Below are 15,245 nucleotides of genomic sequence, written 5' to 3'. Positions count from 1 at the left end.
ATCGCCTTCCCATTCGTACAAACAGGATGGGAATGAATTAGTGTTTGTCATGTTGCCATCAGCCATAGTTCCAAACATCCCGATGTATGAAAGTGATCTTACTGGCATTCGCTAACAGCGCCAATGCTCCACTCGAACATCTGACCGCGGAGGATAAAGAAGTGTACACCATTTTGAATGAGAGACACTACCTCTCAGACTATATTGTGCACAAAGAATCTTTCGCAACGCCCGACGATCTCAACCGGTGCCTGGCTCAGTACCAGGACGACCTGGCGATTTTTCATTTCAGCGGACATGCCGACCGCGACAAACTGTTCCTTTCCGACGAGGTCGCGAATTCTTCCGGAATAGCGCATCAATTACAGTATTGCGCCCGAAACGGGGTGCTGAAAATGGTAGTCCTGAATGGCTGCTCGACCGGCGGACAGGTAGAAGATTTGTTGAAATGCGGTGTACCGGTGGTGGTATCCACGAGTGCGCCTGTCAACGACAAAAGTGCCAAGGCGTTCTCTGTCCGGTTCTGGGAACTGCTTGTAAGGACGCAATCCACCATCGAAAAAGCATTCCTCGAAGCACTCGGACCCGCCAAAACGGTCGCGAATGGTGATATCGGCCCGGTGAGTGTGCGGGGACTTCTGTTGCAGGATGCCCAAAATCCAGCCGGAAAAGCGCTTTGGCGACTAGACGGTGATCCGAATATCCTGGCTTCCAACCCCGTCCCATACAAAAGCCTCACCCGGCAGGAGCTTCCAAAACCGAATGAAAAACTGATTGATACGCTTTATAACTCGTTCCATCTTGCCGGAAATCCCAAAATCGTCGAGCTGCATAAACGGGAAACAAGGGAAACTGATCCGGAACCTGTCTCGAAAACCGAAAAGCAGATCGCCATTCTGAATACCATACCTTTCCCGATTGGTATCCATCTTCAGAAACTGATCGCATCAACGGCTTCAAACGAGGAAGGATATGATGACTACGACCTTAAAAGGCTTACCCAGATCACACAAGTATACCAGATCACTACGGAATTTCTGGGTATCATCATGATCGCACAGATTTGGGAAGTGTACGTTCGCTTTCCAAACACCTTCGAGTTAGATCATTCATTGAAAGACAAACTGAGGGAATATCTCTCGCTCACGTCCGAGAGCCGTGAGGTTTATGACTTCACACCACTCATACAGCAGGTAAGGGCCTATCTGGACAACCTGGCGGCGGCAAATTCTGAATACGAGCTCTTTATAGATGAACAGAACATCTTGACAGATCTTTTCCTGCTTGATGAAAACTTCCGCAATTCCTGTGAGCGGCTCCGCGATTTACGAAAGATTGTATTCAGCAAGAAGGCCAATCCCGACAGGGTGATTGAGCTCTGTGTATCCGCCGAGGAATACCTGTGTAATTTTCTGCGCCCGCTGGGTTTCGTTCATCGCTATCATCTCACAAGCGTACAGAGTATCGACGTTCTCAAATTACGACATATCACCAAGGATCTGGTTTTCCGGCACCGCATCATCAAATTCATGCAGGCTCTGGGCACAAATGAAAGGAATTACTATAACATAAACAGTTTTCTCGACAATTGGGGAGTAATACTTCTGAAATGCAAGATGGTTGCGGCAAAAGTGAAATACAAATCAACCATTCAATATGATGTGCAGGTGATCGATTATTTAAACCTTTCGCCATTTGTGATCGATTATAATTCATTTGTTGAAAAAGCGGATCTATCTTATATTATGTTCTTCAAAGGAGAAAATGAAGCTGAAATAACTTTCAAGAGAGTGAAAGAACCTTTGAGCAAGCGCGATGAAATGTCTGTGCCAAAGCTGGAAGACGACAGCGATAATTTTTATCCTATTCGCGAACAATTTAATGCATTCAAGAGATTCATCGCGTAAACTCATAAAGCAAATAAGATGGTCGAATCCGAAAAGAAGAGCCCGTTCAAATTTCTTGATCACTACACAAAAGCTGATCGTTCATTTTTCTTTGGAAGGGACAAAGAAATTCAAACATTGTACGATTTTGTCAATAAAAATCGTGTCGTCTTAATTTATGGGCAATCGGGCACAGGCAAAACGAGTATTATCCAATGCGGCCTTGCAAATGAATTTGAAGTAACCGACTGGATGCCTGTTTATATCAGAAGAGGTGGTGACCTTAACAATTCTATCAATCACTGCATTCATCATAAATACAGTGAAACACCAGATTCTGGTCAGATAGCAGGTTTGAAGGAAATACTTTTTGATGAAGGAGCTAATTCCCAAAAAGGTGCCACCTATTCAGAAATGGAAAAGGCTTACATCACCGGATTGATTTACAATATCAGGAAACTAACGGAGCTATATCTCAGACCAGTGTATCTCATTTTTGATCAGTTTGAAGAATTATTGATCCTGGCCCCTGATGATGAAAAGAAGTTGTTTATCAAGATGCTGAAAATACTCCTTGGGCCCAATGCCATGGTGGATTGCCACATCATTATCGTCATGCGGGAAGAATACTTTGCTTGGCTTGATACTTTCGAAAAGGATATCCCCGGCCTCTCCGACCGCCGGTTGCGGATCGAGCCTATGCGCAGGGCCGAAATCAAGAATGTTATCACCGAATCCTGCCAGAATTTCAACATTACACTCGTTGATCCTGACAGAGACGCCGAACAGATCATCGGGGCCCTTTCAGAACGAAGTTCGGAAGTTTCCCTACCATACCTTCAGGTATACCTCGATCAGCTCTGGCGGATAGATTACCAGCGCACTTACCCACAGGGTTATGTTGGCACTGCCCTGCCTCCTCCTTTGGAATTTACAAACGAAGAAATCACCCAGTTCGGTGAAATGAAGGATGTGCTGCAAAGATTCCTTCAGGAACGAAAAAAAGAACTACAAACGGAGCTGGAAGATTTCGAAAACGTCCCTGTCCAATTTATCAATAGGTTGTTGGATTCTTTTGTCAATGAGCAGGGAACAAAACGCCCCCACGTGTTTGAGGCCGTCAATGGCTACTATATTTTTACAACACAAGCGCCTCGCCTATTCCATGAAACGGATAAAGAGCTGCTAAAATTTACTCTGGACTTTCTCCAAAACTCACAAATCCTGAGAAATGAAGGAAATAGTTTCGAGCTTGGTCACGATATACTCGCAAAACTGATCGACAGACAGCGGGATGCCAAAATACAAAAGCTAAATGGCATTCCGGTGATGGTCCAGTATTACAGACAGGAAAACAAATACATTCCCCACGAAATAATCAAGGATTGGGAAAGATATGACAATGAAATTCAGCTCAGGAAAGAGGACAATGAATGGTATCTGAAGAGTAAGAATTTCTGGGCTGCCGACAAAAAGAAGAGAAATGCCATACTCATCGTGCTCGCAATTGTAGCAGCCCTAATTTCATTTTATTCGATTTATGTAAAAAGCGAGTTGAATAAAAATGAGCGAATCAATAAAATAATATCCAGCGACTATTCCGATGACAAAGAACAACTTATTATTTTAAAAAACGAATATGACAATGGTAGTTACGATTCGGTTACTACGAAAGCACTGGAAAATGCAATTCTGAGGGTCGTTCAAAGCGCGCAGTATGCCAGTCGGACAGCCTCCAAAAACTTTACTATCGAATCCACCGCAGAACTTTGGGAAGGACTCGATGTAGACATCTCAGCGGATGGAAAGTATGTTTCAATAAAAAATGACGATGTCTCGGAAGGAGGCAAAAAAGACAAATTCAGCTTGCTTGACATGACACGGGATGAAACCGTCATAACAAGTTTCGAAGACATAAAGTATGCGTATTTTTTAAACAGTTCGGATACATTATTGTTAGCCTTAACGAACAGCGCATCAAAAGTGCTCGCCGATCTCCCAAGTCGCTTCATCTTATACGACTGTAAGAGAAATGTACTGATAGACACAGTCAATCTGAATCAGTCCGGCTACGTAAAATATTTGCTCTACAATAAAGAATTTCTTCATAAATACACCTACTCGAATCGAGATTCGTACAAAATACGACGGCTTGCATCCGGGAAGCTGGTTGTCCCTTGTCTAAACAACTCGAAGGTCAAAGAGAATGGGCTAAGCGACTTTGACATAAGGACGACCAATCGACTCGTGCTCGTCATCAATGCGCAGTATTCGATCAGCACAGCGCCGAACAATACCAGATTCATGTATTGTGTCGAGAGGAAAAAGAACTTCGAATTCAGGATATATGACGATAACAAAATTAAAGACGACAGTCTCTTTATGTTGATTCCGGAATCTTCCTTCAGGCAACCGGGCGTTGGAATATTTGCGGATTTCACGGAGGAGAATTCGTTGGTATTCAGCCGGAGCAACACCCTGCATCTGCAAATAAACGGAAAGATAAAGGACTACACAGCGCCAACTCCCCTGACCACGGTGTATAGCGGGCGCCACTCAAACTATTTGCTCGCCACGGATATTGATGACGAATACACGTATCTGATCGACTACCGCGGGAATGCGACCGCCAATCGCTCGAAGGCAACAATTACAGGTTACGATTTCAAGTCTCAGACTTTCATTTTGCACGAAAGGATATTGCAAGGAGACAGCAGCGAGATTTCCCGCCTCCTGGCCAAGGATTTCGGTAACACGGCGGTTCGACAGGAAATCAAAATAAAAGGGGGAATAGAAAGCACTAAATTCAATCCGCAGTCGGGATGTATATTAGTCAAAACAAAGCAATCGCAAGGAAGCTCTGTACAATTGTTATACCTATACGACAATCGCCTGTCATTAAAAGCCTCCTACTACATCACGCCCAATGACACTTATGCATTCTCAAAAAACGGAGAGAATTTTTACATAATCCGGAATAATGAGCTATTAATCTTCAAAAACGAGATCGGGCCAGATCTTTCTAACTTCGAGGAGGTCAACAAAATGCTGAATGAGAAGGCTATATGATTAAAAAAAACAATACAAGCCAGCAATGTGTACGCATACAGCAAATTGAAGGTATATTTATAAGAGTAGAAACCAGTCAGTAAAAGGTATGTCTGCCAGTACGTCTAACAGCAACCCCATTAACACGCCTGTCGTGTTATCTTACTTTTCGCAAAGCGGAGATCCAAACGATCCTTATCTGGACTTTTTACAGGACGAGTACCGCGCCATCACCGATTCCTGGGAGAAATACCAGCAAACAGCCTCACCAAAAAGCATTAACGTGCTATATCCGGCGCGTGGCGCAGCTGACGCGGGGCAGATCGACGACGACATCCGCGCATTCAAGCACCGGATCATCCTCTTTCATTTCAGCGGCCACGCCGGTTCGCAGCAGTTGCTTTTCAAGGATGGCTCCGCCTATGCCAGAGGCCTTGCCGGCCTGCTGGGTGAAGCGCAAAACCTGAAAGTCGTCTTTTTGAATGGCTGTGCGACCCACGATCAGGTTAACCTGCTGTTCGAGAAAAACGTAAAGGCCGTGATCGCCACCCGGGGGAAGGTCAATGACGGCGTTGCCAAAGACTTTTCGGAAAATTTTTACGAAGCCGTATCTTCAACCGATTACACGATCAGGGAAGCATTCGAACACGCCGTCAACACCATGATCAAGGATGGACGGATCGCGCCGGAAACTTCCACAGCATTAATCAGCTGGCGCGGCCTTGTAACGGAAACTAACGACGATAAGGACCGGTGGGAGTTGTTTGTCAGGGAAGGTTTTTCGGAACTCGACAGCAAGGACTGGTGGAAAATCGGGGTCATTACACCCGGGCGGAAAGAATTAATATCAGGCGGCTCATTCTGGGACCGTGGGCAGATCTGGCTGTCGGCTTTGCTCTTCGCGCTTGGGCTGGCGATTATCACATACGGGATTTTCTTTCAGGGCGATATAAAGGTAGCCGGCATCGGCGTTGCTTCCTGCTGTGTCGGCGTTTTTGGTTTTAAAAACCAGCAGCGGTACGTAACAGCCGAATTAAATCCCGAGTTGATCGATGATTCGATGCGCAAAAAACTCCGACTCTTATAATCCTCTTCAGACCCTATGAGCACTCTTGATGATTTTGAAAATGCGCAAAGCCGCCTGAGCCAAGAAATTACATCCCTTAAAAAGCAGAGCGTACTGGCGCTTGCACTGGCTGTTGTATTCATTATCTCGACCATTGTTTTAATGATCCAGGTGAAGGACGCAAACAAACAACTTAAAGTTTCCGAAGACAGGCTTAAAGTAATGAATGACAGCATCCAGGATCTTAACAAACAACTGAATACCTGGCGGGTTTCGCTGATCACCAAGGAGCCGGAGGAGCCTGCCGTAAAGGCCAATCCGTCCAGGCCACACATTTCGGCAGGTCAACTGCTGCCCGATCCCAGTGCCATTGCGGAGCCTCCTAAGCCCTTTCTGGGGCTGATCGTTTACATACACGATCGCAAGGGCAGCCAGGTTTCGGACACATTAAAAGCAGCGCTACTCGAAAAAGGTGCTATCGTCCCCTCCATCCAGCATATCGGCAACACGATGAAGTTCGGCAACGCGGTCAAGTATTTTCACAAGAATGAAAATCAGACTGCGGAAACGCTGAAAGGTCAACTGGACCTGATCCTTGGCACGAAGGCAATCCAGGCCAGAGTTCCCGTCCGCTATCTGGCGAATGACAAAGTACCGATAGGCCAATTCGAAGTCTGGATCGACAAATGAGTTAAGCCGATGATCATCCCTTCAATGCATCCGCTTTGGCCAGTTTACCTGGCTGCTTCATGCCCGCCAGCATGTTAAAAGGTTTTGCCTGTGCGCTTACTTTAATGTACGCGTACATACACGAGCCCGCGATGACCAGGAATAATGCGTCGATGAAGAAAATGTCGAATGCACCCTGTTGACAGGTATTCCATAACCACATCCCGGTAGCAATGCCGTTTGCAACAGGCACGCCCAAACAGAGCACTGCCGAAAGCAAAAGCGTTTGCCGGTTTATCCGGGGGAGGTTGCGCAGTGCCATCAGGTAAACACCCAGCGCGAGCCAGCTATAAAAGTACACATTGTATATCACCGACTGATTGACCTGATCGAGTGTTTTTACCATAATGAAGGTGAAAGCTGTCACAGGCAACATGCTCAGACAAGCCGCTAAAAAGAAGTTGCTCGCCCAGAAATTGAACCGCCGTTTACGCAGCTCGGTCGCAACCTTATCCCGTGCTACCAGCCAGATCATAATCCCCGACATGATAACCGCACAGCCCATTAACCCCAGCAAAAAGAATACAATGCGCAAAGGTTTACCGCCAAAATCGCCGAAATGCAAGTGATAAACCAAGCTTTTAACGGAATCAATGTAACTGCCGCCAGAATTGGGGGATTTCTGTTCCAATACCTTTCCAGTGGGCACGTGTACCGTCACGTAGCCGGACCCTGCAAAGTTTGCATTCGGATTTGGCTTGGCTTCCAGGCTCACCTGCATACTTTCGTCCATATAATTTCGGATGTAAATTCGGGAAATCTGGCCCTCCTTCCACGTGCTTTGCCATTTGCCTACCAATGCGTCCATATCAAAACCGGCCTTCATCGGTTTGTAGGTGTAATCTACTTTGACGGTTCGGTTGTATTCCAGGCTTTCATACAGCTTGTCGGAGTCGCCATTGTAAAGCAGGCTGGCAAATGGCGCGAGTATCACAAAGTTCACGATCAACACCACGCCTGTGACGGCAAATACAAACTGGAACGGGAAACCAATTACGCCTAGCACGGTATGCATGTCCGTCCATACCGTCTTCCATTTACTCATCGGCCTGAACAAAAAGAAGTTGGACTTTATTTTATCCCAATGCAGCAGCAAGCCGGTAATCAGCGCGAACAGGAAAAGGAAAGCCACAATACCTGCGACGAGATAGCCGAACGGCGTACCGATATTGATACCTACCTGGTTGAGCTGTGCAAGGAAGTGCAGACGGTACAGGAATTCGGCCATGTCGTAGCTATCGCTGTAATCACCTGCCTTCTGGTCGGCAAAATGGTACCGGAAATACGCTGAATCGCCATTCTCCGCTCTTCCTCTCCCCCTTCTCTTTCCTTCCTTTTTGAGCTTCGGCTTGGGTTTGCTAACGGTCGTATCCTGGGAGGCCGTCATGTCGACGTAAGCCCCTTGCCCCTGGCGAAGCAGGTAAAAGTTGAAGTTCCGGCCACGGAGGTCGTAATGCCGGGAAAGCGAATCCAGCAGGTGGTTATAAGGTGGGTCAAAATGGTGCCCTACCTCGGATTTCCCCCTCTGCCAGGCTGCGATATCGTCTTTAAAAAAGGAAAAGGAGCCTGCGAAGAAAATGACGTACAACAATGCGGCAATGAAGATCCCGCTGATCGTGTGGGTATGAAAATAGATATTGTACTTCCTAGTATCCATGATTAAGGTTGAATTTCAGCAGATAAGGCAGGGAGAACACGATGGTAAGCAGGATATACAGCCCCCACACGCGCCACACGTTCTGCGCTATGAATGCGTACAGGAGCAGGAACGCCCAAAGGATATAACCCGTGAAATACGCGGTGATGATGACATTTTCTTGGGGCAGGAAAGCCGTGAAGAACAGATGGAGGCTCATGGTAACGGCATATCCGCCGACCATTCCGGCCAGGATCTTGCTCAGTCTCAGCCAGGGCGATTTGGTGAGGTACTTTTTATTGGCAGGCATATCTTATTTAATGACAAGTTCAAGGGTTACTGCACACAGGTATAGTATCGCAACTGCGCCCGGGCCGAAGTAGCGGAACGGAAAAAAAAGCACCGACACCGAACCAGCCATCATGAGGATCACAATGGCCGCAAACAGGCCGCTCCCCAGCCCCAGGAAGGCTACGCACCAAGCCGTTCCCACCAAAAACAGCGCACCGGCGGCAGCCCTGCTGTACCATATATTGGAAGCCATAAAGGCCATCACACGGTTTTTATCCGACCAGGAAATACGCGTGGAGGTGTTCATCCAGAACATGAACCCGACAAAGAACAGGAGGCAAATCGTACTGATCATAAGGTAATACTGCAAGGCGCCGCAGCGGAGCGGCTTGCCTTCGTTTAGAGATATGAATAATTTGAAATCGTTTATTTATAATTAGTTTAAATAAAACATTGCAAATATAGAGCGAAATGGTCAGACTGGAAATATAAAATTTACCAGATGTAACTTTGAGACTAATAAAAGCGGACTGGCCACGCGGCGATCGGTTTTATGAAGCAACAATCATTGCCAATAGCGGTAACCTCAAACACTGACGCAGATCATACTGATAACCAACCCGCATCAAGCTTTTTACGGACGTCAAGTGGTTATTTTGAAGTACAAATTGAAGTATTCAGCATACAGGCAACGAACATGATACCCGATATAAACAGAATTAAAAGACCCGAACTCAACAATAAAATAATGTCCGCCAGCCAGGCCGCACTGCTCATCCGGGACGGTATGGTAGTTGCTTCCAGCGGATTCACACGTTCCGGCGACAGCAAGGAGGTACTACCCGCCCTGGCCGAAAGGGGCGAGACCGAACAATACCAGATAACGCTCATCACCGGAGCTTCCCTGGGACATAGCACCGATGGCGCACTTGCGGCTTCCGGTGCATTAGCCATGCGCCTCCCCTTCCAATCCGATCCGGTAATGCGAAAGATCATTAATGATGGTGGCTTAATGTACATAGATCAAAACCTGAGCGAAACGGCCGAACACATCCGCAATGGCTTCTTGCCGCCCATTGATGTCGCTATCATCGAAGCGGCCCTGGTCGAAGATGATGGCAGCATTATCCCCACTACTTCTGTCGGCAACTCGGCGATCTTCGTGGCACAGGCACAGCAAGTAATCATTGAAATCAACGAAATTATCCCGACCTCGATCCGGGGCATTCACGACATATTCCTTCCCGAAGACGCAACAGGCCGGGCCATCGTGCCGGTTACCGAGCCATGGCAAAAGATCGGGCAGGACAGCATTCCGTGTGATCCGGCAAAGATCGCGGCGATTGTTTTTACAAATCGCAAAGACACTCCGGCTGAAATTGCAACTTCCAACCCGGCCGCACAAGCCATTGCCAGGCATTTACTAACCTTCTTTGAAAGAGAAATACAAGCCGGGCGGCTCACGCGCTCGCTCCGGCCCATTCAGGCCGGAATAGGCAAGATCGCCGACGCCGTTTTGAACAGGCTGGCCGACGGTGACTTCGAGCATCTGACGATGTATTCCGAAGTATTGCAAGACAGCGCATTCAACCTGCTTGATGCCGGGAAGCTCGACTTTGCTTCCGCCAGCTCGCTCACCGTGTCGGAGGCATGTTACCAGCGTATTTTTGAAGATCTGGAGAATTACCGGCACAAAATCCTGCTTCGCCCCCAGGACATTACCAATGCCGCGGAAGTAATCCAGCGGCTGGGCGTGATTGCCATCAATACCGCGCTTGAATGCGATCTGTACGGAAATGTGAACTCGTCCCACATTCAGGGAAGCCATATTGTCAATGGTATAGGAGGCTCGGCGGATTTTGCTCAAAATAGCTATTTGAGCATTTTTGTGACCGAATCCATCGCAAAACAAGGCAGCATATCGCGAATCGTGCCGATGGTGACGCATGTGGACCATTCGGAACACGACGTCGACATAATCGTTACAGAACAAGGCCTGGCCGACCTACGTGGACTGGCACCCCGACAGAAGGCCGTCGCTATCATCAACCATTGCGTTCATCCGGAATACCGCGAAACGTTGTCTGATTACTTCATCAGGGCTTGTCGCCGGGGCGGCCAGACGCCGCATTTGCTGGAAGAAGCATTTCAATGGTACCTGAATCTGGCAGAAAACGGCTCGATGAAAGCGGAGGTTGAAGAGCGGATGTAACCGTCTGTAATTTGCAGTTGCATAACTAAGGATAAACGTGGAACTTGCATAAATTTCCCTCTTGTATCTTTTATGCTTAAACATTTACTTTTCCTCTCCCTTTGTTTTAGTTTTTTCCATTCTTTTTCCCAGACTCCATCACTCCGAATCGAGCGGGTTTATTCTGAAAACTACTGTCTCGGTACTGAATTAAAGATCGACGTAACCATCGACGGTACCTTTCCGGCCGACAACAAATTCACGGTCGTTGCTTACCGCGGTTGGAACGAATCTGCGAAGCAATGGGAATATCCGGCCGAATTACGGGGCCACCAGTTGGTTACGGTTCTGAAAGAGCTTTCACTGGCCAGTTCGGAGAGCTTTGAGATAAAGGTCATTTCATCCAATCCGAAAACCGAAGTCAGTGCATCCGGCCCCTTCAAAGCACTGACGAAATCAGCCGTGCATTTAACCACCCGGTGGGGCCTGACAGCCGACACGCTCAATTCCAATGACCAAATAGCGCTGGCGCTCACGACAAGACCTATGAGCCCGGGAAAGGTTGTCCTGACCACCGGGGATACGATCCAACTGGAATACAGCTATTACGACTGGACAGCGGGGTATGCTACTAACGCTACACTTCCCCGCACCCGGGATGGCACCTATTCTATCAAAGAAGCCAGCAGCGTTTGCGGGCCTATGGATGTGAGCGGACAGGTGAAAATTAAGGTTAATGCCATGGATTTCCTTCCCGTGGATGTCAGCCCTGAGCGGCCCTGCGAGGGAAGCGAGATCAAAGTGACCTTTAATACCCAGGGAGGTGAATTTAATGCAAACACCAAATTCAGGGTCCGGTTCGCCAGTGACAACAGCTATATCGATTCTTACAGGTACATCGATGCCCCCGCTACATTGACAGGCAAAAACGAGCTTACAGCGCGGGTGCCTGATCTCGGTTATACGCTGCGAAACCAGGGCGTTTACATCGGTATCGTCACGGAGAACCCGGTAGCCGTTTCCCTCAATAAAGCATTGAAGGTTTATTTCTACGAAAAGCCCTCATTTTCGCTGGTCCCCAGTAAAACAGATATTAATCTGGGTGACGAAGTATACATTTCCGGCAATCCGACCGGCAGGCCGCCTTACAAATTGACACTTACGACCGGGGAAGTTTTTCAAAACAGTGTGTACATAAACCCTTTGCAAACTACCCAGTACCAGGTCAGCAAATTCGAATCGGGATGTGGTATCATCGAAAACCCGCCGCAAACGCCGGTGGTGATCCGTGTACAGCCCAGCCTTCTGGTTGGCGATGGTGGCGTTACGCCGAGCACCAGGATATTTTGCGAAGGCCAAACTGCCCGTGTGCGCCTGAGAGCGGTAGGCGTTACAGCCCAAACCACCTACACAGTGGAATGCTCTACGAACTCGAACCAGAAATTCCGCTTTCCTGCCAAACTGCTCGGCGACTCGCTGGAGTTTTGGATCCCTAAAAACACCATACAGGACGCCCAACATGATTATGGTGCCATCAACGGCATCCGCGTTACATCCGCGAACCCGTCGCTGACATCCCTGATCATCGGCATTCGCATACAAGGCATGCCGTTTATGACACAGAACGAAAATGCCCAGACAAGCGTCCCCTACCCTTCTCCCATAGGGGTTGGGTACAACCTGCACGGTGGTCGGCCTTATGTTCTGGAGCGGATGGACGGCAGGAAAGAAATTTACGACCAGAGCTATTTTGGGGAATATGTGTATGTCAAAAAAGACACTACATTCAAACTCGCGTCTTTGTCCAACGCCTGTGCGGCCAATTCCGATCTTACTGCGTTTCCCTTGAAAGTCGCGAAGCCGACGGACACAACGCCCGCCATGCTGGCACGGTTTATCAAAAAGGACAGCTACTGTGCCGGTGACAGCGCGGAGGTGGAGGTTTTGTTTAGCGGTAAGTTTGAGGAAGGCAACAAGTTCACCCTGTCCTTCCCCGAACAGAACGAGTCCTCGCCGCCCATAACCATTACCAAACCGGGCATTTATAAAATTAAGCTTCCCGAAAAAACCGCGCGGTATACCGCCTACTTTGAACTCAGCTCGACCCTGCCCAGGCTCACTTCCACAACAATCTACTACTTTGTCGAAACCAAACCCCAGCCGTCTTCGGTATCTCCTGCCACCAGCAAGGAAAATCCGGAAAGCATGTACGTAGGCAACTCGCCTAGCGTGATCGTCTATTCTACCAGCTACAGTACGATCAACTACTCGGTGGATGGAAAAGAAAATTCGATTCTCGCAGATAACAACGGGATGCGGTGGGTGCCGCTTGATCTGACGCATAATAAAGTGTCGGAATTCAGGCTTAACTCCATCACAAATACCTGCGGAAGCATCACCAGCGACGTTAAGACCTATATTCGGGGCATTGGCTATAAGCTGGTTATGGAAAGGGAAATATTCCCGACATGGCATTGCGTCGGCAGCGACGCGGAGGCTCTTTTCGGATTTGAAAGCGGCGCGGCGAATGCAGGCACCCGGTTCACACTCCAGATTTCTCCTTCCGGCGACCAGAACTCCTATACAGACCTTGCCACCAGCACCGACAATCGCGCGATCCGCTTTATAGTACCGAACCTGGAACCTGATTCCTATTATCTTAGGATACGTTCATCGGACGATATTTATTCCGACGCGATCAACATACGCATTGGGCGAGTGCCCACAGCCGTTCTCGTCGGTTCAAGCGCAAATTCTTCGCAGGATTCGGTTATTACTGTTGAATACGGTTCTCAGGCCTACCTGAGGGCGTACGTCGAAGGAGATCAGCCCTGGGGGCTCGTTTACAGCGACGGCGAGCAACAGCAAGTTAATTCCAATTATACCTCCTATGGGCCGATCGTTACCAGCGAAAAAACGTTCACGATCAACAAGGTCTGGAATTCGTGCGGTTACGGTCAGTCGGGTAGCTCGGTGAGGGTTCGCATAAAACCGATCCTGGAACTGAAAAAGTATCCCGAGAATGCGGACCCGGTCATATGTGCCGGTCAGAAAATCCAACTGGATTATCAGGTCAAAGGCGCTACCCTGCAAAATAACCAATACCTTGTATTCAGCCTTTGGGGCGACAATGGGGAGCAAATCAAACTCGATTCGGTCAACAAAACAACCGGGCGGATCGAGCTGGCTATACCGGCGGGTTTTACCGGCCAGATTTTCAGGATCAGTGCGGACCTTCGTGCACTAGAAATTTCCAAAGCTGTCGTTTACCAACTATATGCATCTCCGGATATGACCATTTTCGGTGACAACATCATCACCGCCGGAGAATCCACGACGCTGTTTGTACGTGCCAATAACACATTTCCATATGGTACAATGTTTCAGCTTTCCGACGGGAAGTCCCATCCGCATACCGCTCCATTCAAAGGTGGCATCACCGAAGTGAAGATCACACCTTCCGCAACTACTACCTACACATTACAGGAACCCGCCACGGTTTGCGGCACCGGAAAGGTCTCAGGCTCTGCCGCCATAACGGTGCAGCCAAAACTCTCTCAATGGCTTTCTATCAACAGCGTTTCTGGCCTTCGGCAATCGCAGATATGCAATTCGGATACACTGATCGTCAATTTTTATCACAATGGCAGCAATGCGGGCAGCACGGAGTATGAAATCCAGCTTTCGGACAGTACAGGAAAAAACTTCGCTCTCCTTCCTACATTCGGCTCCTATTCGCAATTGTCGGCAATCGTGCCGACAGGGCTGAAAAAGTCGGATTTTTACAGACTGAGAATTGTTGCGAAAGATCCGCAGGTCAGCGGAAGCACCTATTCCGAACGTCTGAGAATCGGGGAACATGCAACTGCACGGGTGCTGACCCCTGATGTTTATTACAAAGCCGGTCAGCCTATCGAAGCGGTGATCGGCCTGGAAGGAAGCAGCCCGTTCAGTTACCGCTTTGGCGACGGCAACTTCTCACAATACCGGTCCGCCGCGAGCTACACCGACACGATCCGCATCAATGGCAGCTCGCCGGTTGCCGAGTACAGGATATTGCAGCTCAACAATGTATGCGGCCCGGGAAAAATCGGTGATCCGGCTTCGTTCAAGATCGAGCTCATCACTGCTACTGAGCCCACTACCCTGGGCGAGCTGATCACATTTGGGCCCAACCCGACCGGGAGCGTGCTAACCGTCCGGTTTGAAAGCGCCTCCGCACGCCAGTTGGAAGTCCTGAATGCAGCAGGAAATCAGGTGTATATAGGTAAATCCAATGGTCAAAACGCATCCATTGATCTCTCCAAACTACCTGCGGGTCTGTACTTTTTGCAGGTAAGGAAAAAGGACATTATAACCACCCATCGCGTCATTAAATATTGATAACCCCTATTCAGC

At 48.4% G+C, this 15,245-nt stretch carries 9 protein-coding genes; 6 read left to right on the top strand and 3 right to left on the bottom strand.

Annotated elements, in window-relative coordinates:
* Nucleotides 1-86: 86 nt before the first annotated feature.
* The 4 genes from LZD49_RS02455 to LZD49_RS02440 all read left to right on the top strand — a co-directional run bounded on the left by LZD49_RS02455 (nt 87) and on the right by LZD49_RS02440 (nt 6,690).
* Complete coding sequence (locus LZD49_RS02455) at nt 87-1,907, top strand: CHAT domain-containing protein (RefSeq protein WP_234665726.1); 1,821 nt, start codon at nt 87-89, stop codon at nt 1,905-1,907.
* Nucleotides 1,908-1,925: 18 nt separating this feature from the next.
* The gene (locus tag LZD49_RS02450; protein ID WP_234665725.1) at nt 1,926-4,955 is read left to right on the top strand and encodes an ATP-binding protein; all 3,030 of its coding nucleotides are present in this window, start codon (nt 1,926-1,928) and stop codon (nt 4,953-4,955) included.
* An 88-nt stretch (nt 4,956-5,043) separates the two neighbouring features.
* Nucleotides 5,044-6,021 carry a CHAT domain-containing protein gene (locus tag LZD49_RS02445; protein ID WP_234665724.1) on the top strand — a complete coding sequence of 326 codons (978 nt, stop codon included), beginning with the start codon at nt 5,044-5,046 and terminating at the stop codon, nt 6,019-6,021.
* A gap of 15 nt (nt 6,022-6,036) precedes the next feature.
* A complete protein-coding gene (locus tag LZD49_RS02440) occupies nt 6,037-6,690 on the top strand; it encodes a hypothetical protein (protein ID WP_234665723.1) in 654 nt (217 codons plus the stop codon).
* 13 nt (nt 6,691-6,703) lie between these two features.
* Here LZD49_RS02440 and LZD49_RS02435 read toward each other — a convergent pair whose 3' ends face one another.
* Genes LZD49_RS02435 through LZD49_RS02425 form a run of 3 tightly spaced genes read right to left on the bottom strand, consistent with a single transcriptional unit; the run spans nt 6,704 to nt 9,011 of the window.
* Nucleotides 6,704-8,386, bottom strand: coding sequence for a PepSY domain-containing protein (locus LZD49_RS02435; protein ID WP_234665722.1), 1,683 nt, complete (start codon nt 8,384-8,386; stop codon nt 6,704-6,706).
* A complete protein-coding gene (locus LZD49_RS02430; protein ID WP_234665721.1) occupies nt 8,376-8,675 on the bottom strand; it encodes a hypothetical protein in 300 nt (99 codons plus the stop codon). Before LZD49_RS02430 ends, LZD49_RS02435 begins: the two co-directional genes overlap by 11 nt.
* Before the next feature lie 3 nt (nt 8,676-8,678).
* Nucleotides 8,679-9,011: a hypothetical protein gene (locus tag LZD49_RS02425; protein WP_234665720.1), complete on the bottom strand. Its 333-nt coding sequence runs from the start codon at nt 9,009-9,011 to the stop codon at nt 8,679-8,681.
* Nucleotides 9,012-9,353: 342 nt separating this feature from the next.
* Between LZD49_RS02425 and LZD49_RS02420 the strand changes: the two genes are divergently transcribed.
* Both LZD49_RS02420 and LZD49_RS02415 read left to right on the top strand, forming a co-directional pair.
* Nucleotides 9,354-10,868, top strand: a complete 1,515-nt coding sequence (locus tag LZD49_RS02420; RefSeq protein ID WP_255720901.1) for a succinate CoA transferase — start codon at nt 9,354-9,356, stop codon at nt 10,866-10,868.
* A gap of 72 nt (nt 10,869-10,940) precedes the next feature.
* Nucleotides 10,941-15,230: a T9SS type A sorting domain-containing protein gene (locus tag LZD49_RS02415; protein ID WP_234665718.1), complete on the top strand. Its 4,290-nt coding sequence runs from the start codon at nt 10,941-10,943 to the stop codon at nt 15,228-15,230.
* The last annotated feature ends 15 nt before the right edge of the window (nt 15,231-15,245 follow it).

The sequence above is a fragment of the Dyadobacter sp. CY261 genome (assembly GCF_021440085.1).
GTDB lineage: Bacteria > Bacteroidota > Bacteroidia > Cytophagales > Spirosomataceae > Dyadobacter.
Note: the sequence above shows the minus strand (reverse complement) of the source record. Positions and strands in the feature narration are given on the sequence as shown.

What these genes read in the sequence shown, in the direction of transcription:
- LZD49_RS02425 (WP_234665720.1), bottom strand. Translation starts at nt 9,011, where the DNA reads ATGATCAGTACGATTTGCCTCCTGTTCTTTGTCGGGTTCATGTTCTGG.
- LZD49_RS02420 (WP_255720901.1), top strand. Translation starts at nt 9,354, where the DNA reads ATGATACCCGATATAAACAGAATTAAAAGACCCGAACTCAACAATAAA.
- LZD49_RS02445 (WP_234665724.1), top strand. Translation starts at nt 5,044, where the DNA reads ATGTCTGCCAGTACGTCTAACAGCAACCCCATTAACACGCCTGTCGTG.
- LZD49_RS02455 (WP_234665726.1), top strand. Translation starts at nt 87, where the DNA reads ATGAAAGTGATCTTACTGGCATTCGCTAACAGCGCCAATGCTCCACTC.
- LZD49_RS02415 (WP_234665718.1), top strand. Translation starts at nt 10,941, where the DNA reads ATGCTTAAACATTTACTTTTCCTCTCCCTTTGTTTTAGTTTTTTCCAT.
- LZD49_RS02435 (WP_234665722.1), bottom strand. Translation starts at nt 8,386, where the DNA reads ATGGATACTAGGAAGTACAATATCTATTTTCATACCCACACGATCAGC.
- LZD49_RS02430 (WP_234665721.1), bottom strand. Translation starts at nt 8,675, where the DNA reads ATGCCTGCCAATAAAAAGTACCTCACCAAATCGCCCTGGCTGAGACTG.
- LZD49_RS02440 (WP_234665723.1), top strand. Translation starts at nt 6,037, where the DNA reads ATGAGCACTCTTGATGATTTTGAAAATGCGCAAAGCCGCCTGAGCCAA.
- LZD49_RS02450 (WP_234665725.1), top strand. Translation starts at nt 1,926, where the DNA reads ATGGTCGAATCCGAAAAGAAGAGCCCGTTCAAATTTCTTGATCACTAC.